The 22,920-nt window shown below is 60.3% G+C and carries 20 protein-coding genes and 1 tRNA gene; 14 read left to right on the plus strand and 7 right to left on the minus strand.

Going from position 1 to position 22,920, the window contains the following annotated elements; all coding sequences use genetic code 11:
* The first annotated feature begins 217 nt into the window (after positions 1 to 217).
* Positions 218 to 1,066, plus strand: coding sequence for a lysine/arginine/ornithine ABC transporter substrate-binding protein (locus tag ACS5Q0_RS08805; protein ID WP_473126243.1), 849 nt, complete (start codon positions 218 to 220; stop codon positions 1,064 to 1,066).
* A 191-nt stretch (positions 1,067 to 1,257) separates the two neighbouring features.
* Here ACS5Q0_RS08805 and ACS5Q0_RS08810 read toward each other — a convergent pair whose 3' ends face one another.
* The 5 genes from ACS5Q0_RS08810 to ACS5Q0_RS08830 all read right to left on the minus strand — a co-directional run bounded on the left by ACS5Q0_RS08810 (position 1,258) and on the right by ACS5Q0_RS08830 (position 5,536).
* Positions 1,258 to 2,157 (minus strand): shikimate dehydrogenase, encoded by a 900-nt coding sequence (locus ACS5Q0_RS08810; protein WP_473126335.1) that lies wholly within the window; start codon positions 2,155 to 2,157, stop codon positions 1,258 to 1,260.
* 8 nt (positions 2,158 to 2,165) lie between these two features.
* Positions 2,166 to 2,615, minus strand: a complete 450-nt coding sequence (locus ACS5Q0_RS08815) for a type II 3-dehydroquinate dehydratase (RefSeq protein ID WP_473126244.1) — start codon at positions 2,613 to 2,615, stop codon at positions 2,166 to 2,168.
* A gap of 25 nt (positions 2,616 to 2,640) precedes the next feature.
* On the minus strand, positions 2,641 to 3,942 hold the full coding sequence (locus ACS5Q0_RS08820; protein WP_473126245.1) for a TRAP transporter large permease: 1,302 nt from the start codon (positions 3,940 to 3,942) through the stop codon (positions 2,641 to 2,643).
* Positions 3,939 to 4,457, minus strand: a complete 519-nt coding sequence (locus ACS5Q0_RS08825) for a TRAP transporter small permease (RefSeq protein ID WP_473126246.1) — start codon at positions 4,455 to 4,457, stop codon at positions 3,939 to 3,941. The genes ACS5Q0_RS08820 and ACS5Q0_RS08825 overlap by 4 nt, the downstream gene beginning before the upstream one ends.
* An 86-nt stretch (positions 4,458 to 4,543) precedes the next feature.
* A complete protein-coding gene (locus ACS5Q0_RS08830) occupies positions 4,544 to 5,536 on the minus strand; it encodes a sialic acid TRAP transporter substrate-binding protein SiaP (protein ID WP_473126247.1) in 993 nt (330 codons plus the stop codon).
* Between the two features lie 189 nt (positions 5,537 to 5,725).
* Here ACS5Q0_RS08830 and ACS5Q0_RS08835 point away from each other — a divergent pair, with 189 nt between their 5' ends.
* The 3 genes from ACS5Q0_RS08835 (at position 5,726) to ACS5Q0_RS08845 (ending at position 9,022) form a co-directional block, all read left to right on the plus strand.
* Complete coding sequence (locus tag ACS5Q0_RS08835) at positions 5,726 to 6,394, plus strand: GntR family transcriptional regulator (protein ID WP_473126248.1); 669 nt, start codon at positions 5,726 to 5,728, stop codon at positions 6,392 to 6,394.
* 17 nt (positions 6,395 to 6,411) lie between these two features.
* Positions 6,412 to 7,071 carry a GntR family transcriptional regulator gene (locus tag ACS5Q0_RS08840; protein ID WP_473126336.1) on the plus strand — a complete coding sequence of 220 codons (660 nt, stop codon included), beginning with the start codon at positions 6,412 to 6,414 and terminating at the stop codon, positions 7,069 to 7,071.
* Between the two features lie 64 nt (positions 7,072 to 7,135).
* Positions 7,136 to 9,022 (plus strand): bifunctional sugar phosphate isomerase/epimerase/4-hydroxyphenylpyruvate dioxygenase family protein, encoded by a 1,887-nt coding sequence (locus tag ACS5Q0_RS08845; protein WP_473126249.1) that lies wholly within the window; start codon positions 7,136 to 7,138, stop codon positions 9,020 to 9,022.
* A gap of 92 nt (positions 9,023 to 9,114) precedes the next feature.
* On the opposite strand, the gene ACS5Q0_RS08850 is transcribed toward ACS5Q0_RS08845, so the two are convergent.
* Positions 9,115 to 9,191: transfer RNA gene (locus tag ACS5Q0_RS08850), tRNA-Arg, on the minus strand.
* 329 nt (positions 9,192 to 9,520) lie between these two features.
* Positions 9,521 to 10,465: a LysR family transcriptional regulator gene (locus ACS5Q0_RS08855; protein ID WP_473126250.1), complete on the minus strand. Its 945-nt coding sequence runs from the start codon at positions 10,463 to 10,465 to the stop codon at positions 9,521 to 9,523.
* A 173-nt stretch (positions 10,466 to 10,638) separates the two neighbouring features.
* Between ACS5Q0_RS08855 and ACS5Q0_RS08860 the strand changes: the two genes are divergently transcribed.
* The 10 genes from ACS5Q0_RS08860 (at position 10,639) to ACS5Q0_RS08905 (ending at position 22,914) form a co-directional block, all read left to right on the plus strand.
* Entirely contained in the window at positions 10,639 to 12,111 is a 1,473-nt protein-coding gene (locus ACS5Q0_RS08860) for a M81 family metallopeptidase (protein ID WP_473126251.1), read from the plus strand.
* A gap of 79 nt (positions 12,112 to 12,190) precedes the next feature.
* Positions 12,191 to 13,819 carry an amidohydrolase gene (locus ACS5Q0_RS08865; RefSeq protein WP_473126252.1) on the plus strand — a complete coding sequence of 543 codons (1,629 nt, stop codon included), beginning with the start codon at positions 12,191 to 12,193 and terminating at the stop codon, positions 13,817 to 13,819.
* A gap of 154 nt (positions 13,820 to 13,973) precedes the next feature.
* Complete coding sequence (locus ACS5Q0_RS08870) at positions 13,974 to 15,521, plus strand: ABC transporter substrate-binding protein (RefSeq protein WP_473126337.1); 1,548 nt, start codon at positions 13,974 to 13,976, stop codon at positions 15,519 to 15,521.
* A gap of 86 nt (positions 15,522 to 15,607) precedes the next feature.
* Complete coding sequence (locus ACS5Q0_RS08875) at positions 15,608 to 16,543, plus strand: ABC transporter permease (RefSeq protein WP_473126253.1); 936 nt, start codon at positions 15,608 to 15,610, stop codon at positions 16,541 to 16,543.
* A 9-nt stretch (positions 16,544 to 16,552) separates the two neighbouring features.
* The gene (locus ACS5Q0_RS08880; protein ID WP_473126254.1) at positions 16,553 to 17,374 is read left to right on the plus strand and encodes an ABC transporter permease; all 822 of its coding nucleotides are present in this window, start codon (positions 16,553 to 16,555) and stop codon (positions 17,372 to 17,374) included.
* Entirely contained in the window at positions 17,371 to 18,351 is a 981-nt protein-coding gene (locus ACS5Q0_RS08885) for an ABC transporter ATP-binding protein (protein ID WP_473126255.1), read from the plus strand. The genes ACS5Q0_RS08880 and ACS5Q0_RS08885 overlap by 4 nt, the downstream gene beginning before the upstream one ends.
* Positions 18,344 to 19,390 (plus strand): ABC transporter ATP-binding protein, encoded by a 1,047-nt coding sequence (locus ACS5Q0_RS08890; protein ID WP_473126256.1) that lies wholly within the window; start codon positions 18,344 to 18,346, stop codon positions 19,388 to 19,390. Before ACS5Q0_RS08885 ends, ACS5Q0_RS08890 begins: the two co-directional genes overlap by 8 nt.
* Positions 19,391 to 19,415: 25 nt before the next feature.
* A complete protein-coding gene (locus ACS5Q0_RS08895; protein ID WP_473126257.1) occupies positions 19,416 to 20,936 on the plus strand; it encodes a L,D-transpeptidase family protein in 1,521 nt (506 codons plus the stop codon).
* A gap of 338 nt (positions 20,937 to 21,274) precedes the next feature.
* On the plus strand, positions 21,275 to 22,249 hold the full coding sequence (locus tag ACS5Q0_RS08900) for a DUF6963 family protein (RefSeq protein ID WP_473126258.1): 975 nt from the start codon (positions 21,275 to 21,277) through the stop codon (positions 22,247 to 22,249).
* An 8-nt stretch (positions 22,250 to 22,257) separates the two neighbouring features.
* Complete coding sequence (locus ACS5Q0_RS08905; protein ID WP_473126259.1) at positions 22,258 to 22,914, plus strand: TetR/AcrR family transcriptional regulator; 657 nt, start codon at positions 22,258 to 22,260, stop codon at positions 22,912 to 22,914.
* The last annotated feature ends 6 nt before the right edge of the window (positions 22,915 to 22,920 follow it).

A 22,920-nucleotide genomic window follows, 5' to 3' on the forward strand; every position in this document is an offset into this window, starting at 1 on the left:
CCTCTGCATGGCCCGTCCTAGCGATCCATTCGACCGAGGCTATTGCGCTCTGTTCAGGGGTGCGCATCGCACCCGAAAGTGCGTTCCACTTTTATATCCAATGCTCTAGTGTCCTGGTTCATATCGAACGATGGGCGACGCGATAGCCCCGTCCATAGAGATCCATAATCTGGACAGCCTTTGCGCTAAGATCAGCCTCCGATCCGGGAAATCCTCCATGAAATTCGTGAAGTTCCTCAGCATTGCTCTTCTCTCCGGACCGCTCGCCATCGGCTCCGCAACAGCTCAGGATCGAACGGTGAAGATCGCCGTTGAAGGCGCCTACGCACCATGGAATTTCACCGGAGCGGGCGGCAAGCTCGAAGGTTTCGAGATCGATCTTGCCAATGATCTCTGCGCTCGCATGAAAATGAAATGCGAGATCGTTGCTCAGGATTGGGATGGCATGATTCCGGCTCTGAATGCGAAAAAGTTCGACGCCATCATGGATGCCATGACCATCACTGACGAGCGCCGAAAAACCATCGACTTCAGCGACCGTTACGCCGATTCGCCGAACGGTTTCCTTGTGGCCAGCGACTCGCCGCTCGCCAAAATGCCGGGCACGGGGCAGGCCTACAATCTCTCCAGCCAACCCGCCGAGGCTGAAAAGGCTATCGAGGCCATAAAGCCATTGCTGAAAGGCAAGACCGTCGGTGTGCAGGTCTCGACGATTCAGTCCGCCTTCGCTGACAAGTACCTGAAGGACAGCGTGGACATCCGCGAGTACAAGACCGTTGAGCAGCACGATCTCGACCTTGCGGCCGGACGTCTTGATGCTGTCTTTGCGGGTGCGACGCAGATCATGGGCACGCTGGAGAAGCCCGACTTCAAGACCGGGTATGCGCTTGTCGGTCCCTCCCTCACGGGTGGGGTGCTGGGAGGCGGCATCGGGATCGGCTTGCGAAAGGACGACGCCGAGTTGAAGGCGAAATTCAACGAGGCCATCCAGGCGGCCATCAAGGACGGCACTGCCAAGAACCTGTCGATGAAGTGGTTCAAGGTCGATGTGACGCCGCAGGGCTAGAGCACTTTTCGGCGAAGTGGATCTGATCCGCCTTCAAAAATGTGCATCAAGGCAATGAAGAGGGCTGTTTCCACAATTTGAAACAGCCCTAGAGGATCGGCCCTTTTGCTCCGGTGGTGCATCGCGCGGAAGCTGAAGCTTTCTTTCCACATCGCGGGCTCACTGCCTAAGTGCAGTTCCAGCTCCAAATGTCACATCTCGCTAAAGTGCCGGAGCATGCGCGCAGCGTCCGGTTCCTGACCTGTAAAGAGCCGGAACGCACCAACAGCCTGGAAGACGGCCATGCCACCGCCGGACATGGTGCGGCATCCCCGGTCCCGAGCATGTCGCAACAAGGCAGTCTCCAGCGGGAAGTAGACGATATCGGCGACCCAGAGGTCGGGGACAAGCAGGTCGGCCGGAACGGGCATGCCGGGGTATTTTGCCATCCCGACAGGCGTCGTATTGACGATGCCATCGGCCCCGGCCACGGCATCCGCTACGGCGGTACCGGTCGAGGCGCGGTGCTCTCCGAACCGTTCGCACAGAGCAGCCGCTAACGTCAGAGCACGGGCTTCGTCTGTGTCGATGATCGTGATCTCACCCGCTCCCAGGGTTAGCAGTGCATGTGCCACTGCGGCGCCCGCGCCGCCTGCGCCGAACTGGACGATGCGGTCGATGCGAGCGCCGGTGAGTTCGCGCCGGAAACTTTCGGCAAATCCCCACCAGTCCGTGTTGTGCCCGATGCGTCGGCCGCCTCTCAACACGACGGTGTTGACGGCTCCGAGCGCGGCAGCATCGGGCGACAACTCGTCGAGGAGGGGAATGACGGCCTGCTTGCAGGGATGGGTGATGTTGAGCCCTGAGAAACCCAAGCGCTGCGCGGCCGTGAGGATCTCAGGAAGGGCACCTGCATCGAGGCCGAGCGTCTCCAGATCGATCAGCTTGTAGATGTAGCGAAGCCCCTGCTCGGCTCCCTCCTGCTCGTGGAGTGCGGGCGTTCGGGACGCTTGGATCCCGGTCCCCACTAGGCCTATGAGAACGGAGGTAGGGGCTCGTGAATTCGAGGTTTCACCATCCCGAGATGGTGGTTCGGGTGAGGGATCATTCATCATGGAAGTCATGCCCTTGAAGGCGATTGACCGACTATGTCGAGAATCGCCCGCACAGCGAGCGGATAGCCGCTGGTGCCAAGGCCGGCGATCACGGCGGTAGCCACCGGAGAGACATAAGACTTATGGTAGATCGGCTCGCGCTGATGGATGTTCGAGATGTGAAGCTCGATGATCGGTCCGGGGAACATCTTCAGAGCATCCATGATCGCCATGGATGTGAACGTGAAAGCGGCCGGGTTGATGATGATGCCGCTGCCGTCATCAATGGCTTCGTGCACCCACTCGATGATCTCGTATTCCCGGTTCGATTGCCGGAAGGCGATCGGGTGCCCTTGCGCGGCATCCCGGCACATTGTCTCAACTTCGGCCAGGGTCGTTCGCCCGTAGATTTCGGGCTCTCGCGTTCCGAGACGATTGAGGTTGGGGCCGTTGAGAATGTAGATCGGCTTGCTCATTGGCGTGTTTCTCAATGGATGCAGGTTACCCCTGGTAGCCGAAGAGGCGCGGCAGCCAGAGCACGGTTTCGGGCACGAAGGTCATGATGGCCAGAGCGACAATCATGGCGAAGAGAAACGGCATGACGTCGCGCACGATGTCGCGGAGCGGCTCTCCGGAGATATTCGCCATAATGAACAGCAGAAGACCATAAGGAGGCGTGATCAGACCGATCATGATGTTGACCACGACGACGACGCCGAAGTGCACCAGGTCGATGCCCAAGGCCTGAGCAGTCGGGATGAAGACCGGCACGACGATGAGCAGTATGGCTGTCCCTTCGAGCACGCAGCCGAGAAGCAGCAGGAGGACATTGACGAGGATGAGGAAGCCGGTTGGCGAGAGATCCCATCCTGCCAGCAGCACCTTCACCAGTTCCGGGATATTCTCGACCGTTATGACATAATTGAACACGAGCGAACCCGCGATCAGCATCCCGATGGAGGCTGTCGTCCGCGCGCTGATCGCAAGCGAGCGATAGAAGTCGTGCCAGCTCACGCTTCGATACAGACCCGCCGAAATGATGAGCGCATAGGCCGCCGCCACGGCCGCCGCTTCCGTGGGCGTCATCACGCCGCTGTAAATGCCGCCGAGCAGAACGACCGGCATCATAAGGGAGGGAAAGGCGCTCCAGGTGATCCGCGGCAGCTTACGAAGGGGTACCGGCTTCTCCACAGGAAAGTTCTTGCGGCGGGCTGTGATGCCGACGATGATCATCTGGCTCAAGGCCATCAGGAGCCCCGGAACGACGCCGCCCAGGAAGAGAAATCCGATGGAAGCGTCTGAGATGAGAGCATAGAGAACCATCGGTATCGATGGGGGGATGATCGGCCCGATAACCGACGAAACGGCTGTCACGGCAGCGGCATAGCTGGGTGTATACCGGCCATCCCGTGTCATCATGACCTGCATCATGCGCCCGGTTCCGGCAGCATCCGCAATGGCCGAACCGGACATCCCGGCGAAGATGATGCTCTGCAGGATGTTGACCTGGGCGAGGCCGCCCCGGAACCGGCCGACGAGGGCGTTGCAGAACGCCATGAGCCTGTCCGTCATGCTGCCGATGTTCATGAACTCGGCTGCCAGGACGAACAGCGGCACCGACAGGATCACATAGTTGGAATACATCCCGTTGAGGAGCTGCTCGGCGGCGGTTCCCATGTCCAGGCCGGCGAGCAGAAGATAGAGAATCGATCCGGCAATCATTGAATGGCCGATCGGAAGACCGAGGAATGCGAGAGCGGTGATCGCGACAAGCGAAATGGAGAATGGGCTTGCAAGGTTCATACGCCGGAGCTCGCTTTCGTGGGGTCGAATTCGTCCGGAGCCACCCCACGCAGGGCCTGCCACGCAAGCCAAAGATAGCGGATGATGGTGGCGATAACGAAGATGACATAGATAGAGAATAGCCAATCGAAGCGGATCTTGAGATACCCCGTTTTCTCCACCTTCATGAAGGCTACATAGTCGAGGACTGCCGGAAACGAGATGGAGTAGAGCGCAATCAGCGCGCAGGCCGTTATGAGGCACATGACGCGGCGTGGGCCCGACCCTACGGCCCCATAAATGATGTCGAAGCGGATCTCCTCACGCTCTGTGATGACGAATGATGCACCCCAGAGGACGAGCCAGATCCAGAGGATGACGCTGATCTCGTGTGTCCAGCCGATCGGGAGATCAAGAAGATACCGGAACGCGATTTGCAGAAGAAACGCCAGGAACATCGCGCCCAGCATGGCGGCCGCCACGTTCTCGGCGCGCCTCGCGAACCACAGGCCGATTGCCCGCAATGATGAGATCATGGGAGCCGTTTCCGTCGTCAGAACGTGTAGAGAAGTAGGAGTGAGGCCGCCAGGCGTGTCTCGCCTCGGCGGCCAGGGCATAGGCCCTACATTGCGTTGATCTTATCCAGCATTCCCGCCGGCCAGCTCTTCGCCAAATCGGAAGAAAGGTACTTTTTCTGGGCGAAGTCACGGAAGGCCTTCAGGTCGGGTGTGTAGACGTCGAGGCCTTTTTCCCTGAAGAAGGTCGCGAGCTCTGTCTCCTTCTTGAGGTGCTCTTGCGTACTCCACTCGATCGCCTTGTCGGCAGTCGCCTGGAAGGCGGCCTGCTTCTCTGGTGACATGGCGTTCCAGACTTTGTTGGATACGGCCAGGAGGTCGAAGCCGACGAGGTGCGAGGTCAGGGCAATCTGGGACATCACCTCGTAGAATTTCATGTTCTGTACGTTCGGCAGCGGATTATCCTGTCCGTCGATCGCACCTGTCTGAAGACCGGTATAGACTTCGGCATAAGCCATTGGCGTCGGATTGGCCCCGATGGACTGCCCAAGGAACTGCCATGCATCGCCGCCCGGCATGCGCAGCTTGATACCGGAAAGATCCTCCGGCTTGTTGATCTTTTTGTTCGGCTTCAAACCGACGTGGCGGGCTCCGAAGTAAGTGGGCCCGAGAATATGGATGCCCAGCTTGTCCGAAGCCATCTTCTTGAGCTGTTGGCCGACGTCGCTCGAAAAAACCTTCTTCAGATGGTCGGCATCACGGAACAGATAGGCGGAGGTGACGATGGACCACTCCGGGATTTGGTTCGAGATATCCTGCGGTGCGATGTTGCCCATCTCGAGATTGCCACGCTGCATGGCGACGAGCTCAGTGCCCTGCTTGAACAGAGTGCCGCCGTAATAGGGCTGGAGGTTGAAGCCCTGAGCTTTCACCTCCTCGCCAAACCGCTTCATCATCTCGGCCCGGATGTCCTGCTCCGAGAAGACTGCTGAGAATCTCAGGTTCGTGGACGTTTGTGCGTTGGCTGGCTCGGCCACGCTCCATGCCAGAAAGGCGGCGCCTGCAACCATCAGGACGCGGCGGCTGATGTCAAATCTCATGGTTCCCTCTCCTTTGCTTTGCTGCGCAGTGGTCTGCGTCTTGAAGGGAACTATCCGCTCTGGTGATCGTAAAATCAATATGCATTATTCAAATCATCTGATATTTTGAGTTTTAGCGTATGTTTGACTTTCGGCAGGTGCGCAAGCCGGGAGGCCTTCATTGAGGATGGCTGAAAACAAGGTGGCGGGATGAGCATCGAACTGATGGCAACCTCCATCGCGGATCGTGCCTATGACCGGATCCGGGGCGATATCGTGTTCGGAAGGCTGATCCCGGGAGCGAGGCTTCGGCTGGACCGTCTGGCGGATACCTACGGAGCGAGCGTCAGCACTCTGCGGGAGATCCTGAGCCGTCTATCGTCAGAGGGGCTGGTCATCGCGGAAGGGCAGCGCGGTTTCCGGGTGGCTCCGGTCTCCCCCGAAGGCTTCGAGGATGTCGCAGCGATGCGACTGCTCCTGGAAACCTATGCTTTGCCTTTGTCCTTTGTGGCCGGCGATCTCGAATGGGAGGGCCGTGTCGTGGCCGCTCATCACAAACTCGCCTCCATGGAGCGGCGGATGCTTACAGGTGACAAGGAGGGAACGGAACTTTGGAAACGCTATGACCGCGAGTTCCATCAGGCTCTGATCGAGGCCTGCGGCTCCCAGACCCTGCTCGACCTGTATGGCGGCGTTTTCGACCAGTATCTTCGGTACCAGATGATCGCTGTTGTCTTCCGCGGGGAGGTCGCCGCGGAGGAACATAGGATATTGCTGGATTGCGCCCTGACACGCGATGCCGAGCGGGGCTGCGCCGTTCTGACCCGGCATGTGAACGGATGTGTGACCCACACGCTGGAGAGCGGAGTGCTGGCATGAGTGAGGATGTTCACGCGATGCAACAGCCCTCCTCCGTTGGGGAGAGCGCTTATCAGAAGATCCGGTCCGACATCATATTCGGCCGCTTGCCGCCGGGCAGAAAGCTGAAACTTGAACGCCTGAAAGCCGATTACGGCGCAAGCGTCAGCACGCTGCGGGAAATCCTCAACCGCCTCCACTCGGAGCGGCTCGTGGTTGCCGAGGGGCAGAAGGGCTTCGAGGTGGCGTCTGTCTCGATCGCGAACCTGAAGGAAATCGCCGCGCTTCGGCAACTTCTCGAATGCCGGGCGTTGGAGCAGTCGTTCCGTGCGGGCGACATGGAGTGGGAGGGGCGCGTCGTCGCTGCCCATTACCGGCTCGCCCGGATGGAGGAACGGATGGCTCAGGGCGACAGAAGCCAGACCGAGGAATGGAAACGATACGACTGGCAGTTCCATCAGGCGCTTATCTCCGCCTGCGGGTCGAAGATGCTGATCGACAACCACGCCGCCGTTTTCGACAAGTATCTGCGCTACCAAATGATCGCCTTGAGTTATCGCGGCGAGATCGCGGCCGACGAGCATGCACTTCTGTTGGAATACGCTCTTGCGAGAGATGCGGTGCGCGCCTGCGAGGTGTTGATGCGTCATGTCGCTGGCGGTGTCGAGCATGCGCTCGCCACTGGAACCATCAGCTAAGGGAGCAGGGGCGCACTGCGTCGCAAGAAGCGCCCATGCCTTGAGAGAGAATGGATCGACGAGCATGCGCACAGCTATCGCCACTGTCTGTCTGAGCGGCACTCTCGCCGAGAAGATCGAAGCCATCGCGGGGGCGCAGTTCAAGGGCGTCGAAATCTTCGAGAACGATCTTCTGTCCTTTAACGGCACACCTGCCGAGGCGAGGCGCATGATCGAAGGCCTCGGACTTGAGACGATCACCTTTCAACCCTTCCGTGACTTCGAAGGCATGCCCGAGCCGCAGCGGTCCAAGGTCTTTGCCCGGGCCGAGCGCAAGTTCGATGTCATGCAGGAGCTCGGCTGCGATCTCCTGATGGTTTGCAGCAACGTCTCTCCGGATTCTCTCGGTGGAGTCGAGCGAGCCGCCGCAGATTTTCATGAACTCGGTGAGCGCGCCGCAAAGCGGGGCATGCGGGTGGCTTTCGAAGCACTCTCCTGGGGGCGGCACATCCACGATTACCGTGATGCCTGGGAGGTTGTAAGGCGTGCGAACCATCCGGCCGTCGGGCTGGTGCTCGATTCCTTTCATATCTTGGCCCGCGGAACGGATCTGTCTGCGATCCGTTCCATTCCGTCGGACAAAATCTTCCTTGTACAGATGGCTGACGCACCCAAGCTCAACATGGATTATCTGTCCTGGAGCCGACATTACCGCTGCTTCCCCGGGCAGGGAGATCTGCCCATCGACGAGTTCATGGGTGCGCTCGGTGTGACGGGCTTCAATGGGCTCCTTTCCCTTGAGATCTTCAATGATCGCTTCCGTGCGGGCTCCGCACGCAGTGTCGCCATCGATGGGCAGCGTTCCCTGATCGTCATGCTCGATGAACTTCGCCGCCGAACAGGAACAACTCGTCCCCACCTTCCCGTCCTGCCAGCCAAGGCTGCGTCTTCCGGGATCGAGTTCGTCGAGTTCGCCGTCGATGAACGAAGCGCGATCGGGTTCGAACGGATTCTGAGCGGCCTCGGGTTCAGGAGAGGCGGCAAACATCGCTCGAAGGCCGTGACCCATTGGCGGCAGGGAGACATCAATATCGTCGTGAATGCAGAGAAGGAGGGTTTCGCCCATTCCTTCAACATCACGCATGGCACCTCCGTCTGTGCCTTGGCCCTGCGGGTCGACGACGCGCCAGCGACTGTGGATCGTGCCCTGACGCTCCTCGACCTGCCGTTTCAGCAGCCGGTCGGACCCGGCGAGATGGACATTCCGGCCGTCCGTGGTCTCGGCGGAAGCCTGCTGTATTTCGTGGATCACAAGACGGGACTGGACCAGCTTTGGGACGTCGATTTTGAGCCGGCTGGAGCGAGCGATTTCTCCGGTGCAGGGCTGGTTTCTGTCGATCACGTCTCCCAGTCGATGCATTACGAGGAGATGCTGACCTGGCTCCTGTTCTACACCTCGCTTCTCGACGTGGGAAAGACGCCGGTTCAGACCGTGATTGATCCAGGAGGCGTGGTGCAGAGTCAGGCCATCGAGAATATCGATGGCTCGCTGCGCCTCATCCTCAACGCGTCTCAGAGCCAGCGGACATTGTCGTCGCGTTTCCTGAGCGATCTCTTCGGGTCTGGTGTCCAGCACATTGCGCTTGCGACGAATGACATCTTCGCGACCGTCCGGCGAATCAAGGCGGGCGGAGTCGATCTCTTGCCCATTCCGGAGAACTATTACGACGATCTCGAAGTCAGAGCGGATCTCTCCGCCGAGGAAATGGAGCAACTGCGCGCCAATAATATCCTCTATGATCGGGAGGGTGGAGCCGAGTATTTTCAGGTTTATACAAAAAACTTGGAAGGTGGGTTCTTCTTCGAGATCGTCGAGAGACGGAACTACAAAGGCTATGGGGCGGTGAACGCCCCTATCCGCCTTGCCTCGCAGACGCGTCTTGCCACGGAAGCAGTTCCCTCGGGCATTTGACGATGGGATCAAGCGAAGGCGGCATAAGTGGCGTGCCTGCTCGCGGAAAGATCATTTCCGCTAGAGCGGTTTGAAACGCAGCTGCAAGAAAATGGCGCGCCCGAAAGGATTCGAACCTCTGACCCCCAGATTCGTAGTCTGGTGCTCTATCCAGCTGAGCTACGGGCGCGTGCCGTGTCTCGGCATTAGCTGAACACGTCCCAGAAAGAAACAGATTTTATCGAGGTGCCTGCAAGCGGCACTTTCTCGGCTGCCGCATGCGTTTCAGAGGTTGAAAGGGCACAGTCCGTCCTCATCATACATTACATCGTGTCATGCGCGTGATATGAAAAGTTACCTTCACATTCGTGGCTGATGCTGCAGCCTCCGAAATGTTCATCGAGTTGCTGAACTCCGGTTCCGCACGGTACGGTCGGCGGGCCGCTACATCAATTCGGCAACGATCATGGATGCCCTCGGCCGTTATCCGGTCGATTGTCGGCTGCTCCCGCCATGCGTTCAAGCGGCTCGGGCCGGGGCGGCATGGCCCTGGAGGCTTTCCTCTAATCTCTGCTTTCCGCTCCTGATCTCCTCGATGCAGCTTTCTGCGAAGGCGTTCAGGAGCTGAGGGCTGATTGCACTCTGGTTTTTGTGCAGACGCACCATATAGGGAACGGAGAATGAAAGACGGCGCATCTCCACCCCCTGATGAAGACAATGCATTGCGCTGATCGGGTTGATGATCGATACCCCGATCCCTTGGGACACGAAGGAGCAGACGGCTGCCGCCGTCGATACTTCCATCGTCAGGCGGCGAGTCACTCCGTGCTCCCTGAAGACATTGTCGAGGTTACGCCGATACATGTCGTCGGCCGAGAAATAGATGAAATCGACGCCTTCAAAGTCAGCAGGATGAAGAATATGCTTGCGGGTCAGCGGATGGCCTTCCGGCAGAATGCAAACCTGCTCGCCAGCATCGACGCTGATCGACGTCCAGCCCGCAAAACCAAGATCCGCCTCCACGATGCAGAGATCGTAGTGTTGAGCCGAGATGCCGGTGGCTGTCACAGCGTTTCCGATAGCGGAAACGCTCAGACGTATCGATGAGTTCGTCTGGAGAAAGTTTCGGCATAGGGGAGGAAGAAGGGTCGTGCTGTAGGCCGGCATGCACACGATCTTGATGTGAGCAGATGCGTTCGCGCGGATGGCTTCGGCGGTTCTCCCGATTTCCTCCAGCCCGATAAAGGAGCGGCGCACCTCCCCATGCAGGGAAAGAGCCGCTTCCGTCGGGATGAGGGACCTGCCTTTTCTGGCGAAGAGTGAAAATCCGAGGGAGCGTTCGAACTCCTTGAGTTCTCTGCTCACGGTCGGTTGTGACGTGCGGAGCGCAGCGGCGGCTCGCGTAACGCTGCCCGACGACATGACGGCGTGGAAAATCTCGATGTGCCGAGGAGATATTGTCACGCTTTTCCAGGCCCCATATCAGAAATGAATGTATTGCGTAGAAGTTGATATTTGAAGAATTATTTCACCTTTGTCACCATCCCACCCAACAGGCTGCGCCTGGTCGCCTTACGGGGAGGACCGGCCGGAATCGGCGGGCAAAAGCTCCTGGGCCCGTGGGGGAGTGAAACAAAATGACTAAGCGCGTTCTTGTGGCTGAATTCATGCACGAGACGAACACGTTCAGCGTCCAGGTGACGGATGAAGGCGCCTTCAGGAACAGCTGCTACTATCTCGATAACGACATCCCTGGCGCGTTCACCGGCACGCGCACGTCGATGGGCGCGGCATTCGAGGCGGCGGAGAAATTCGGTTGGAGTGTGGCCCACCCCATCGTAACCTCCGCCAACCCTTCGGGCCGCGTCACGGATGCGTTCTTTGATGCCGTATCAGAGCGGGTTCTGAAGGCCTGTGACGGCGTCGACGGGGTTCTGCTCCACCTGCACGGATCCATGTCGACTCAGTCCCATGACGACGGGGAGGGGGAGTTCCTCGCCCGCATCCGTTCGCGGGTTGGCGCCGACACGCCGATCATCGCGGTGCTGGACCTGCACGCGACCGTGACGCAGAAGATGGCGGACAACGCCAACTCCCTCATCTCCTATCGGACCTACCCGCATGTCGATCAGTACGAGCGGACCTGGCAGGCTGCGGAACTGCTCGAAAAGGCTCTGCTGAAACAGGCGACCCCGCAAGTCGCGGTCGCCCGTCGCCCGATCCTGTATGCCCTCGATGGCGGGCGCACCACGTCACCGCCCATGATGGAGCTTCTGCGCAGGGGGGATCGGATCGAGGCCGCAGGCCAGGCTCTCGTGGTCAGCGTCCAAGCGGGTTTTTCGTCTGCTGACGTCCAAGACATCGGACCCTCGATCGCCGTCACGGCCAATGATCGCTCAGCTGCCCAGGCCGTCGCTGAGGAGCTCATGGATTACGTGTGGGATCAGCGGACGTACTCCTCCATTCATTTCACTCCGCTGGAAGAAGCCATCGCTCGGGCGAAGGCCGGCGAGGCCAGCGCGACCAAGCCTCTCGTCATTGCCGATTACTCCGACAATCCCGGCTCCGGCGCCTATGGAGACGCCACCAATCTGCTCAAGGCCGTGTTGGAGGCCGATCTTCAGAATGTCGGTTTCCATGCGATCTGCGATCCTGAAGCCGTGCTGCAGGCACAGGCGGCAGGGGTCGGGAATCGCGTGACGCTCCGGCTCGGCGGGAAAACCGATCCGACGATGGGGGGCGCACCTCTGGAAGTCACTGGTCATGTGGCTGCCATCACGGATGGCTCGTTCATCGCCTATGGCCCGATGGGGGGAGGCGCCCGGCGGAACTATGGTCTGAGCCTGCTGCTGCGCGTCGGCGGCGTCGAGATCATCGTTATCAGCTACAACGGGCAGGCAACCGACCTCGGACAATTCACCTCGCTGGGGGTCGATCCTACCCGGAAGTCGACCCTTATCGTCAAGTCGATGCAGCATTTCCGCGCCGCGTTCGAGCCGATTGCGCGCGAGGTTCTCGAGGTCGACACGGGCGCCTTGTCGACGCGCAACTTCAAGGAACGTCCCTATAAGAGGGTCAGGCGGCCGATATGGCCCCTGGATGAAATCTGAATTCCGTGGCTTGATTGGGCTTCGCCTCCTGAGGGTGCGAAGACGGCCTGGAACATCAGGTCAAGAATGGGGAGAGAGAATGAGCATTGCTGCTGATATCGTCCTGAGAAACGGCCCAATCTGGTGCGGTCGGGAAGAGGGTGTCGTCGAGGCCGTCGCGATCTGGCAGGATCGTATTCTGGCCACAGGCCGCGAATCCGATATCGCACCCCTCGTCGGTCCGTCGACGCGCATCATCGATCTTGGCGGCCGTCTTGCAACGCCTGGCCTCAACGACTCGCACCTGCATCTGGTCTCCCTCGGTCTCATGATGGACTGGGTGGATGCCAAGCCCTCCTCTGCTCCGACGCTTGACGCTCTTCTCCGGGCGATCGGCGATCGAGCCTCAAAGGTGAAACCCGGCGAGTGGATTCTGGCGCGCGGCTACGATCAAACCAAGCTCGACGTGAAACGGCATCCGCATCGGGATGAACTCGACGGGGTTGCCCCGGATAATCCCGTCATGCTGATGCGGACCTGCGGACACGTTTCCATCTGCAATTCCCGTGCTCTGGAACTCGCTGGAATTGATGAGGCCTCGCCGACTCCGCCCGGTAGCCTCATCGAGCAAAGGGAAGGCCGCCTGACAGGACTTCTGGCCGAGAACGCCCGCGCGCCGGTTTGGGCCGTCATCCCGCCGCCGACGGAGGATGACCTCGTCGACGCCATCGAGCGCGGCGGGCGTCATTTGCTCTCATATGGCATTACCAGTTGCATGGATGCCGCCGTCGGACAGCGCGGCGGCTTCGGAGAGATCGCAGCCTATCATCGCGCGAAACGTGAAGGCCGCCTGCCGGTCCGGACATGGCTTGCCTTGCTGGGCGATCCAGACAGATCCATCGTTCCCCAATGCTACGGAGCCGGCCTTGTTTCCGGCACCGGGGACGACATGCTCATGGTCGGGGGGGTCAAATACTTTCTCGACGGCTCGGCAGGCGGTCGGACCGCCTGGATGTCGAAGCCCTATCTCGGCGACGACAATACGACCGGCGTACAGATGATGCTCGATGACGAGTTGAACGAGCTCGTCATGGATGCGCACGCGAAAGGCTATCAGCTGATCTGCCACGCAATCGGCGATGCCGCCATTGAACAGCTGATCTCGGCCTACGAGCGCGCACTCTCGGCCATACCCGATCCGGATCGGCGGCATCGCATCGAGCATTGCGGCTTCTCGACCCCTGCTCAGCACGAGCGCATGATCAAGGCCGGCATCTATCCTTGCCCGCAGCAGGTCTTCATCTACGATTTCGGCGACGCCTACGTGTCGGTGCTGGGAGAGGAACGGGGCCTTAAGAGCTATCCCTTCAAGACCTGGATCGATCTCGGTCTCAGGCCTGCCACGGGCAGCGACGCGCCGGTCTGCGAGCCGAACCCGTTCCCGAACTTCTATGCCATGCTGACCCGCAAGACGTGGAAAGGGACGGTGATGGACGCGGGCGAGCGGGTATCCATCGAGGAGGCCCTTCAGGCCTATACCGAGTTTGGGGCCTTCTCGCAGAAGATGGAGAAGGTGAAAGGACGCATCGTTCCCGGGCAGCTCGCGGACATTGCTGTCTTTTCGCGCAATCTTCTGGACGCTACACCGGAGGATATTCTTGACAAGACACAATGCGATCTTACGATCCGGGGAGGTTCGATCGTTCACGATCGTCTTGGCGTTAGCTAAAACCATAATGGGGAACGCGCCTCGACAGAGAACTGCATCGACGAGGGACTGTATCTTGCGGGCCGGCATCAAGCCGGCGCGTCCGCAATTGCCACAGCTTGGAGGATCAGCCGTGCTCAAGAAATTCGTCATCACCACTGCGCTCGCTCTCGCCATGAGCACAGGCGCCTATGCGGAGGCACCGCGGAAAGGCGGTACGATCCGCTTCACTGCGCCCTACGGATCGAGCTTCGCGAATCTCGACATCCACACGTCGAACCGAGCCCAAGACGAGATCTGGGCCAAGGCCATCCATCGCGCGCTCTACAACTGGGATGCGAACGCCAACAAGCCGGTCCTGGATCTGGCGAAGGAGGTAAAAGTCTCGGCTGACGGCCTCGTCTATACCTACAAGCTGCGCGACGATGCCTATTTCCACAACGGCCGCAAGATGACGGCCGATGACGTGATCTGGACCTTCACGCGCCTGATGGACGGCACGAAGGCCTATCCGGGTGCCCGCTACGTCCGCATCATCAAGGGGGCGATCGACGTCGAGAAGGGACAGGCGAAGGAAATTTCCGGCCTGAAGAAGATCGATGACTTCACCCTCGAGATGACGCTGACCGAGAAGGTTGATCCCGGCTTCAACTTCTATGCCGCGATGACGTCGATCTACCCGGCGGACGAGGCCTCGAAGGATACTTTCGCGACGAAGCCCATCGGCCTCGGTCCATTCAAGTTCGTCGAATATGTGCCGGGTTCGCGCCTCGTGGCGGAGCGCTGGGAAAAGTTCTACCAGACGGGCAAACCTTATGCGGACCGCGTGACGGTCTCGATCATGGGAGAAGCCGCTGCCCGGGATGTCGCCTTCCGCAACAAGGAGATCGATGCCTCCATCCTTGGTCCGACTCAGTACGTCGCTTACAAGGCCGATCCGGAGCTCTCGAAAGGGCTGCTCGAAGTTGCCGAGGTCTACACTCGCGTCACGGGTTTCAACCCGAGCTTCAAGCCTTTTTCCGACAAGCGTGTGCGGCAGGCCATCAATTATGCGATCGACTCGGACCTCATCATCAAGAGGCTCGTGAAAGACAAGGCCTATCGCGCAACGAGCTGGCTTCCAATCTCGTCGCCCGCATACGACAAGGACCTGAAGCCGTATCCTTACGATCCCGAGAAGGCGAAGAAACTCCTGGCTGAGGCCGGCTATCCCAATGGCTTCGAATTCGAGTGGACGGCGACCTCCAACGAAAGCTGGGGCATTCCCATTGTCGAGGCCGCAATCCCGATGCTCGAGAAGGTTGGGATCAAGGTCAAGATCAAGCCTGTCGAAGGCACGGTGCTGTCCGAGGTGGCCCGCAGCGGCGATTATCAGGCCTTCAACTGGTCCCTGACCTCCGGGCCCGATCCGTTGACGTCGCTCAAGTGCTTCCACTCGGCAACGCCCCAATCGGCCTGCAACTATACCCACTTCAAGAATGCCGAATTCGACAAGCTCTTGGACGAGGCCACTGCGACTGACGATGCGGCGAAGAAGCTCGAAAACCTGAAGAAGGCAAACGCGATCCTCCGCGAGGAGGTGCCGATGTGGTGGTTCAACTACAACAAGGCCATCATGGCCTATCAACCCTGGCTCAAAGGTCTGCAGCCGAACGCTACCGAGCTGGCGATTCAGAACTATGAGGATATGTGGGTCGATGCTTCATCGCCCGCTGCCAAGTAGGCTGTGCTCGACGAAGCGCACATCTCCACGATTGCAGATATTGACGTTCCGGGTGCATCACCCGGAACGTCAGTCAGGAGCCTTGAATGCTTTTATTCATCGTGCGGCGCTTGCTGCAGACATTGCCTATCGTCCTGGCCGTTGCGGCCCTGATCTTTGTCATGTTCAGTGTCATTCCGGGCACTTTCGCATCGAGCATGAGCGACGATGGACGCAGTGTGCTGGACGCTGAAGTCATGCAACGCATGAACAAGGAATTCGGACTGGATGAGCCGGTCTATGTCCGGTTCGGCAAATACGTCGCCCAGCTCGCGACCTTCGATCTCGGTCACTCTTTCCGGACCCGGCAGCCCGTCACGCATGTGATCGCCGAACGTCTGTGGCCGACGGCACAGCTCGCAATCGCTGCAATGCTGTTTGCGATCATCGTCGGAGTGCCCCTGGGATTCATCGCCGCTTTGCGGCCGGGAAGCTGGATCGACACCATCTCCATGGTTGGGGCCGTATCGGGCCTGTCGCTGCCGAAGTTCTGGCTCGGCCTGATGCTGATGTACGTATTCGCGTTGCTGCTGGGCTGGCTTCCGAGTTTCGGATATGGCGGCGGGAGCCCGCGGTACCTCGTCCTGCCGGCCATTGCGCTCGGTGTCGCCCCATTAGCCCTGATGGCGCGAACCACCAGGGCCGCCGTGCTCGAGATCATGAATGCCGACTTCGTTCGCACCGCCCGCTCGAAGGGCATGAGCGAAAGCAAGGTCGTTCGCTGGCATCTGACACGCAACGCTCTCGTGATCATCCTCACGACCATCGGCCTGCAGTTCGGCACGGTCATCGGCCAGGCCGTGGTGGTCGAGAAGCTGTTCTCATGGCCGGGGCTCGGGTCGCTCCTGGTCGACAGCGTGACTTTGCGTGACATTCCCGTGGTTCAGGGTTCGATTCTTGTGATTGTCCTCCTGTTCCTTCTCATCAACATGCTTGTCGATGTCCTTTGCGCAATCATTGATCCGCGCATCAAGTACACGTGAGGCCATCACATGAAGTTCAGAGCCAATCTCGTGATTGGAGGCGCGCTCTTCGTCGGCGTGATCATCGCCGGCATCTGCGCTCCTCTGCTCGCGCATACCGATCCAGTGATGGATGCCAATCTGATGTATGCGGAGGAACCGCCCGGGAGTGAATTCTGGTTCGGCACCGACGCGCAGGGGCGCGACATCTACAGCCGGGTTCTCTATGGCGCCCGGATCTCGCTTACGGTCGGCATCGTCTCGCAGCTCATCAACACGGTCATCGGCGTGTGCCTGGGTCTCTCTGCCGGCTACTGGGGCGGCTGGTGGGACGATTTCGTCAACGGCCTGACCAACATGATGCTGGCGATTCCGTCCCTCATCTTCGCTCTGGCAATCATGGCAATTCTCAATCCCGGCCTGACCAGCCTGCTCATTGCTCTCGGCCTGACGAACTGGTCGTTCACGTGCCGATTGGCGCGCGCATCGGCGCTGTCGCTTAAAAGCCAGGGCTATGTCCAGGCCGCTAAAGTGCTCGGATACGGCGATATCCGGATCATGCTGACACAACTCCTGCCCAACATGCTGGGGCCGATCATAGTCATCGGCACGCTCGGCATGGGCGGAGCGGTTCTGGCGGAGGCTGCCCTCTCGTTCCTCGGTCTTGGAATCCGGCCACCCTATCCGAGCTGGGGCAGCATGCTGTCGGACGCCCGCGACCAGATCACCACCGCACCGTGGATCTCGATCTTTCCCGGACTCGCGATCTTCATGACGGTCCTGGGGTTGAACCTACTCGGCGACGGCCTGCGCGACATCCTCGATCCTCAAGCACGGACACGGCGCGCATGACGGGACAGCCGCTTCTCGAGGTCGAGAACCTCAGGATCGATCTGGCTTTCGGCGGCAAGCGCTTCCCCGCCGTGCAGGATGTGTCCTTCACCATCCATCGTGGCGAAACGCTCGGCCTCGTGGGGGAATCCGGCTGCGGCAAGAGCATCACGGCTCTCTCGCTGATCGGCCTCCTGCGCAACCCTCTCATGATCGGCGGCGGAGCGATCCGTTTCGACGGCCGCGAAATCCAGAACCTGTCGCCCTCGGAGATGCGCAAGATTCGCGGCAACCGCATCTCCATGATCTTCCAAGAGCCTATGACGGCGCTCAATCCTCTGTCCCCCGTCGGGCGCCAGATCGCCGAAATGTTCGTGCTGCACAAGGGGGCAAGCTGGAGGGAGGCTGAGAATCTGGCTGTGGAGGCGCTCGCCAGCGTGCGTGTTCCCGCGCCCGAGCGCCGCGTCAAGGATTACCCGCACCAGCTGTCGGGAGGAATGCGGCAGCGCGTCATGATCGCGATCGCGCTGGCCTGCGGTCCGGACCTTCTCCTCGCCGATGAGCCGACGACGGCGCTCGACGTCACCGTGCAGGCGGAAATTCTCGATCTCATCCGGGACCTTTCGGCTGCCAAGGGCACCGCCGTTCTGATGATCAGCCATGATCTCGGCCTCATCGCCAATATGTGCCGCCGGGTCGGCGTCATGTACGCGGGCAAGCTCGTCGAGGAGCGGCCGGCGGAGGATGTCTTCCGCTCGCCGAGCCATCCGTATACGAGCGGCCTGGTAGCCTCGCTGCCGCTGCTCGGAGCCCGCGCGCGGCATGGCCGTCAGCGCCTCAAGGAGATCACTGGCGTCGTCCCGCCCGTGTCATCCTTCCCGACCGGGTGTCGCTTCAATCCTCGCTGCTATGCCGCTACCGAGCGCTGCCAGGCGGAAGATCCCAACGTGACGTCGTTCCCCGGCGGGGGCTTCGTACGGTGCCACTACCATGAATAGTTCCTCCACCGATACGATCCTCAAAGTCGAGGATCTCGCCGTCCAATTCCCGGTAGGCTCCGGGCTGTTCGGCGGACCGCGCCGGTTCCTGCACGCAGTGGATGGCGTCGATCTCGAATTGAAGGGGGGGGAATGTCTCGGCCTTGTGGGCGAGTCGGGATGCGGGAAGTCGACTTTGGCGCTCACGATCCTCGGCCTGCAGGATCCGACCCGCGGACGGATCGTTCTCGACGGACACGAGGTCTCCGACCAGGGGATGGACAGGAAGGCGCGGGCGCGCATCGCTCAGATGGTGTTTCAGGACCCGTATTCGTCGCTCAATCCGCGTCAGACCGTCCGCAAGACTCTCGAAGCGCCGCTTCGCCTCCATGGCATCACGAATCCGAGCGAGATCGATGACCGTATCGCCGAGATGCTCCGGCGCGTCGGCCTGAGGCCGGATCATGCCGAGCGCTACCCGCACGAATTCTCCGGCGGCCAGCGCCAGAGGATCGGCATTGCGCGGGCGCTCATCCTCGAGCCGAAGATCATCATCCTCGATGAGCCGGTCTCGGCCCTCGACGTCTCCATTCGTGCGCAGATCATCAATCTTCTGCTGGAAATCAAGGAGACACTCGGCCTGTCCTATGTCATGATCAGCCACGATCTCGGCGTCGTCGAGCACATGAGCGACCGAGTCGCAGTCATGTATCTCGGCCGCATCGTCGAAACGGGTGGCTGGGAGTCGATCTTCACGAATCCGCGTCACCCATATACCCGTGCGCTCATTTCGGCGATTCCGGATCCGTTCAAGCGTAGCCGGGGCGAAAAGATCAGCGGCGAAATTCCCAATCCGCTCAACATGCCGACTGGATGCGGCTTCCATCCGCGCTGCCCTGAGGCGCGGGACGTCTGTCGCACCCCGCCGATACCGGAGCTGGAGGAAATCGGCGAGGCCCATTTTGCCCGGTGCCGCCGGGTGCACGAGATCGCCGTGCCGGACGACATGCTCATCTCGCCGGGTCGAACAAGACCTCATGAGACCCCGTCCAAAGTTTGAACGATAATCCGGAAAGTGTCTTGACATGACCTGCGCTCCAAAAATCGTCGTCCGCGTCCCCCGTACGGACGGGAACGCCCATCTGGGTCAGCTGACGATTGGCGATTGGACAATCCCATGCACAGTCGGGGCAGGCGGGCTGGTTCAAGCGTCGTTCAAACGCGAGGGTGACAAGTGTACCCCGATTGGCGTCTTCCCACTGCGCTATGGTTTTTTCGATCGGGTTGCCCTTCCGGACTTCCCGCGCGATATCGCCTTTCCGTTTGTTCCTCTTTCCGACGATATGATCTGGGAGGAGGAGGGGAGCGATTATAACCGGCTGGTCTTCTCCGAAAACGGCGAGCGTTCCGATGAGAGATTGTCGAGGCCCCGCGCCGAGCGCCTCTTCGACGTGATCATTCCGATCGGGTTCAACGATGCCGTTGCTGAGATCGGTCGCGGCAGCGCGATCTTCATCCATGCTGCCCGGGCCGATATGAGCGGCACCGCCGGGTGCATCGGTATTCCGAAGGACAGGCTGCTCGAACTTGTCCGGCGCCTGAGGCCCGGGATGCTGATCGATATCGGCTATGCGCAGGCCGGTGATCGCGAACGGCTCGATCCCGAAACCCCTGTCGAGACGGTGCGCTTTACCGGGCTCGGCCGGGGCCCGAAGCTGATGGTGGTCGGCGCGGTCCACGGGAACGAGACGTGCGGCCCTCAAGCTATCCTGCGGGCAATCGACGATTGCCGCGCCGGCCGTCTCGCGATCCGCCGCGGCGAAGTGACCTTCCTGCCCGTCGCCAATATGAAAGCCTATCGCCAAGGGACGCGGGAAGGCGACCGCAACCTGAACCGGGATCTGCGCGAGAAGACGATCCCGGAGGATTACGAGGACCGGGTCGGCAACCGCATCTGCTCGCTGTTGCGGGATCACGACGTCCTGCTCGACATCCATTCGTTTCGGGGCGAGGGTGAACCGTTCATCTTCGCTGGTCCCCTCGACAATACCGGACCGGTTGAGCCGTTCAGGCATTCCAAGGCCGAGGGTGCTTTCGCCGCAAGGCTCGGCACCGCAATCGTCATCCATGGCTGGCTCGAGGTCTATGGCCGCTTCCTCAAGGAGCGCGAGAGGCTCGGCCACACGAACAGGATGATTTCGGAAGGTGTCGGCACCACGGAATATATGCGGTTCTCCGGCGGCTACGGCGTCACTCTGGAATGCGGCTCGCATGACGATCCCCATGCCGTCGAGGTCGGGTATGCGGCCATCGTCAATGCCCTCGCGCATCTTGGCTTGATCGATGCTCCCGCGCCGAAGGTCGCGGCCGAAACCGTGATCCAAGTCACGGACATCGTCGTCTGCGAGGCCGAGGGCGATCGGCTCGAAGGCAACTGGAAGACGGGGGATGCGGTTGCTGCCGGACAGGTGATCGCCCGCCGCGCCGGCGGGGAGGTGCTGGCCGCTCCAAGGGATGGCTTCATCATCTTTCCGAACAGCACGGCGAAGCCGGGAGACGGGCTCTGCTATTTCGGGGTGGCCAGCAGGCGCTCCTTGCTCGGATGATGCTGCCGCAGGTTTCGCAACGCCGTTGCTGACGGAAGACGCGCGCGTATCGCGCTTTTGACTGTTACGACTGTCTCGATCTCCGTTCTGCCTACGTGAGCCTGGCGCTGCATCCGAGAGATCGCGCGTGTCGTCGTCAGCGCCACGTGCCTGTCTCAATCTCAGCCGGACACGACAGATGAGCCCTTATGAGAGGGCCTATCGATGCGTCTTGATCACCGCGTTCTGCCGCAAAATTTCCCAACCGCACCCGGTTGACATGAATGTGACCGCATGGTCACATTACGTATCGATGATGAGGTTTGCCGCCTCGTCTGGTGAAAAAGCGGGTTTGGGCGATGACGCTTGGAATAGCGGCAAGCGGTGAGAATGCTGGATCTGCCGTGCAGGCAGCGATCCTCGGCGCCGAACTTCTCGGCCGCGGCGCTATCGGCGGTTTCGCTGTGTTCGCTATCCTCGACGGGCATGGACGCGTACAGCACCGGGTTACGCAGCGTGGAGGCATCGGTGGTCTCGATGTGCCGCAAGACTGGCTTCGGGTCCGCTATGCAGCCGCAATTTCGAGCGGGCCGGATCGGCCCGAGCCTCTTGAGCAGTTTCTGCCGGGTATGGACCGCGTCGGGCTCATCACGGGGCACCGTCTTCCCAATACGCCTGACATTCGGGGAATTCCGCTCAATCAGACGGTGCTGGCACGTCTCGCTGCAGGCGAAGCGCCTCAGGAAGCGATTGACGCGGTTCTTTCTCAGTCTCCCGAGATTGATGCAGGGCTAATTGCCATGGATGCTTCGGGCCGAATTGGCTTTGGCAACAGCGCCCGCGTCGCGCGGCGCACGGATTGCGGCATCGCCGAGCGCAAGTCGGATACATCGCATATCGTCCTGCTGCACAATTCCATCTATTCCGATGGGCCACTTGCGGACAAGCTCGCAGACTTGGCATGGTCCCACCTTGTGGGAGGGCAGGCGAATACCCGTCTTCTCTTCCTGAGAGAGTGCGTTCCCGTTCAACTCTCGTCGAGAGATCGTGTTCACGTGACGGACGACGGCACGATTACCGCCATTGAGAGTGCAAACCTCCGGCTGCAATCGAACCATCGTCGTGCGACGGCAATCTATCTCGGCAGTGAGGTTTGGCAGGGTGGGCAACTGATCGGCCGGGCCGCTACCGAACTGTTCACCGAGACATCGCAAGGATGGATTCGCAAGGAGCCCGAGACTCCTCCTATGCCTATCGTCATGGAGGCCGTCCGAACGAACTCCGAAACCCCGCATCCATCGTACTCACAGTCTAATCGGGGCGGACCACATTGAAAAAGAGCATGTCCCGCCGCGAGCGAACTGAAAGGCAGATTCTCGATGCCCTCGAAGCTCAGATTCGAGAAACCGGCATGGGTGGCGTCGGAATCAACGCAATCGCGAACCGGGCGGGTGTCAGCAAGGAGCTGATCTACCGGTATTTCGATGGCATGCCCGGATTGCTCCTGGCCTGGATGCAGGAGCAGGACTTTTGGACGAGCCATCGCGACTTGCTTGCTTCCGGGGAGTCCAGCCAGCAATCGCCGGGAACGCTCGTGCTGTCGATGCTCAAAGCCCAGATCGAGGCATTGGGGAGAAATGAAACGCTCCGCGAGATCCGCCGGTGGGAGCTCATCGAAGTCAACGATGTGACCGCCAAACTGGCGAACCGCCGTGAGAAAGCCGCGCGGGGCTTCATTGATCGCATCGATGGATTGACCCCCGACATGGACGTGCCGGCAGTCGTGAGCATCATGCTGGCTGGTGTCCTGTACCTGATGCTGCGCTCCAAGACAGAGAGCCACTTTCTGGGTGTCCCGCTGCACACGGACGAGGGATGGCAACGGATATATGCCGCGCTTGAACACATTGTCGGGGCATTCCCTCCTGAGCTGAATCGGGAGTCCCTGGCGACCTTGGAAACGCGCCGCAAAGCCCCGAAAGGCCCAACGAAGGAATGATGATGC

The organism is Microvirga sp. HS2, assembly GCF_055792805.1.

What these genes read in the sequence shown, in the direction of transcription:
- ACS5Q0_RS08840 (WP_473126336.1), top strand. Translation starts at nt 6,412, where the DNA reads ATGCAACAGCCCTCCTCCGTTGGGGAGAGCGCTTATCAGAAGATCCGG.
- ACS5Q0_RS08830 (WP_473126247.1), bottom strand. Translation starts at nt 5,536, where the DNA reads ATGAGATTTGACATCAGCCGCCGCGTCCTGATGGTTGCAGGCGCCGCC.
- ACS5Q0_RS08875 (WP_473126253.1), top strand. Translation starts at nt 15,608, where the DNA reads ATGCTTTTATTCATCGTGCGGCGCTTGCTGCAGACATTGCCTATCGTC.
- ACS5Q0_RS08815 (WP_473126244.1), bottom strand. Translation starts at nt 2,615, where the DNA reads ATGAGCAAGCCGATCTACATTCTCAACGGCCCCAACCTCAATCGTCTC.
- ACS5Q0_RS08900 (WP_473126258.1), top strand. Translation starts at nt 21,275, where the DNA reads ATGACGCTTGGAATAGCGGCAAGCGGTGAGAATGCTGGATCTGCCGTG.
- ACS5Q0_RS08895 (WP_473126257.1), top strand. Translation starts at nt 19,416, where the DNA reads ATGACCTGCGCTCCAAAAATCGTCGTCCGCGTCCCCCGTACGGACGGG.
- ACS5Q0_RS08885 (WP_473126255.1), top strand. Translation starts at nt 17,371, where the DNA reads ATGACGGGACAGCCGCTTCTCGAGGTCGAGAACCTCAGGATCGATCTG.
- ACS5Q0_RS08805 (WP_473126243.1), top strand. Translation starts at nt 218, where the DNA reads ATGAAATTCGTGAAGTTCCTCAGCATTGCTCTTCTCTCCGGACCGCTC.
- ACS5Q0_RS08905 (WP_473126259.1), top strand. Translation starts at nt 22,258, where the DNA reads ATGTCCCGCCGCGAGCGAACTGAAAGGCAGATTCTCGATGCCCTCGAA.
- ACS5Q0_RS08860 (WP_473126251.1), top strand. Translation starts at nt 10,639, where the DNA reads ATGACTAAGCGCGTTCTTGTGGCTGAATTCATGCACGAGACGAACACG.
- ACS5Q0_RS08820 (WP_473126245.1), bottom strand. Translation starts at nt 3,942, where the DNA reads ATGAACCTTGCAAGCCCATTCTCCATTTCGCTTGTCGCGATCACCGCT.
- ACS5Q0_RS08890 (WP_473126256.1), top strand. Translation starts at nt 18,344, where the DNA reads ATGAATAGTTCCTCCACCGATACGATCCTCAAAGTCGAGGATCTCGCC.
- ACS5Q0_RS08825 (WP_473126246.1), bottom strand. Translation starts at nt 4,457, where the DNA reads ATGATCTCATCATTGCGGGCAATCGGCCTGTGGTTCGCGAGGCGCGCC.
- ACS5Q0_RS08880 (WP_473126254.1), top strand. Translation starts at nt 16,553, where the DNA reads ATGAAGTTCAGAGCCAATCTCGTGATTGGAGGCGCGCTCTTCGTCGGC.
- ACS5Q0_RS08870 (WP_473126337.1), top strand. Translation starts at nt 13,974, where the DNA reads ATGAGCACAGGCGCCTATGCGGAGGCACCGCGGAAAGGCGGTACGATC.
- ACS5Q0_RS08810 (WP_473126335.1), bottom strand. Translation starts at nt 2,157, where the DNA reads ATGAATGATCCCTCACCCGAACCACCATCTCGGGATGGTGAAACCTCG.
- ACS5Q0_RS08845 (WP_473126249.1), top strand. Translation starts at nt 7,136, where the DNA reads ATGCGCACAGCTATCGCCACTGTCTGTCTGAGCGGCACTCTCGCCGAG.
- ACS5Q0_RS08865 (WP_473126252.1), top strand. Translation starts at nt 12,191, where the DNA reads ATGAGCATTGCTGCTGATATCGTCCTGAGAAACGGCCCAATCTGGTGC.
- ACS5Q0_RS08835 (WP_473126248.1), top strand. Translation starts at nt 5,726, where the DNA reads ATGAGCATCGAACTGATGGCAACCTCCATCGCGGATCGTGCCTATGAC.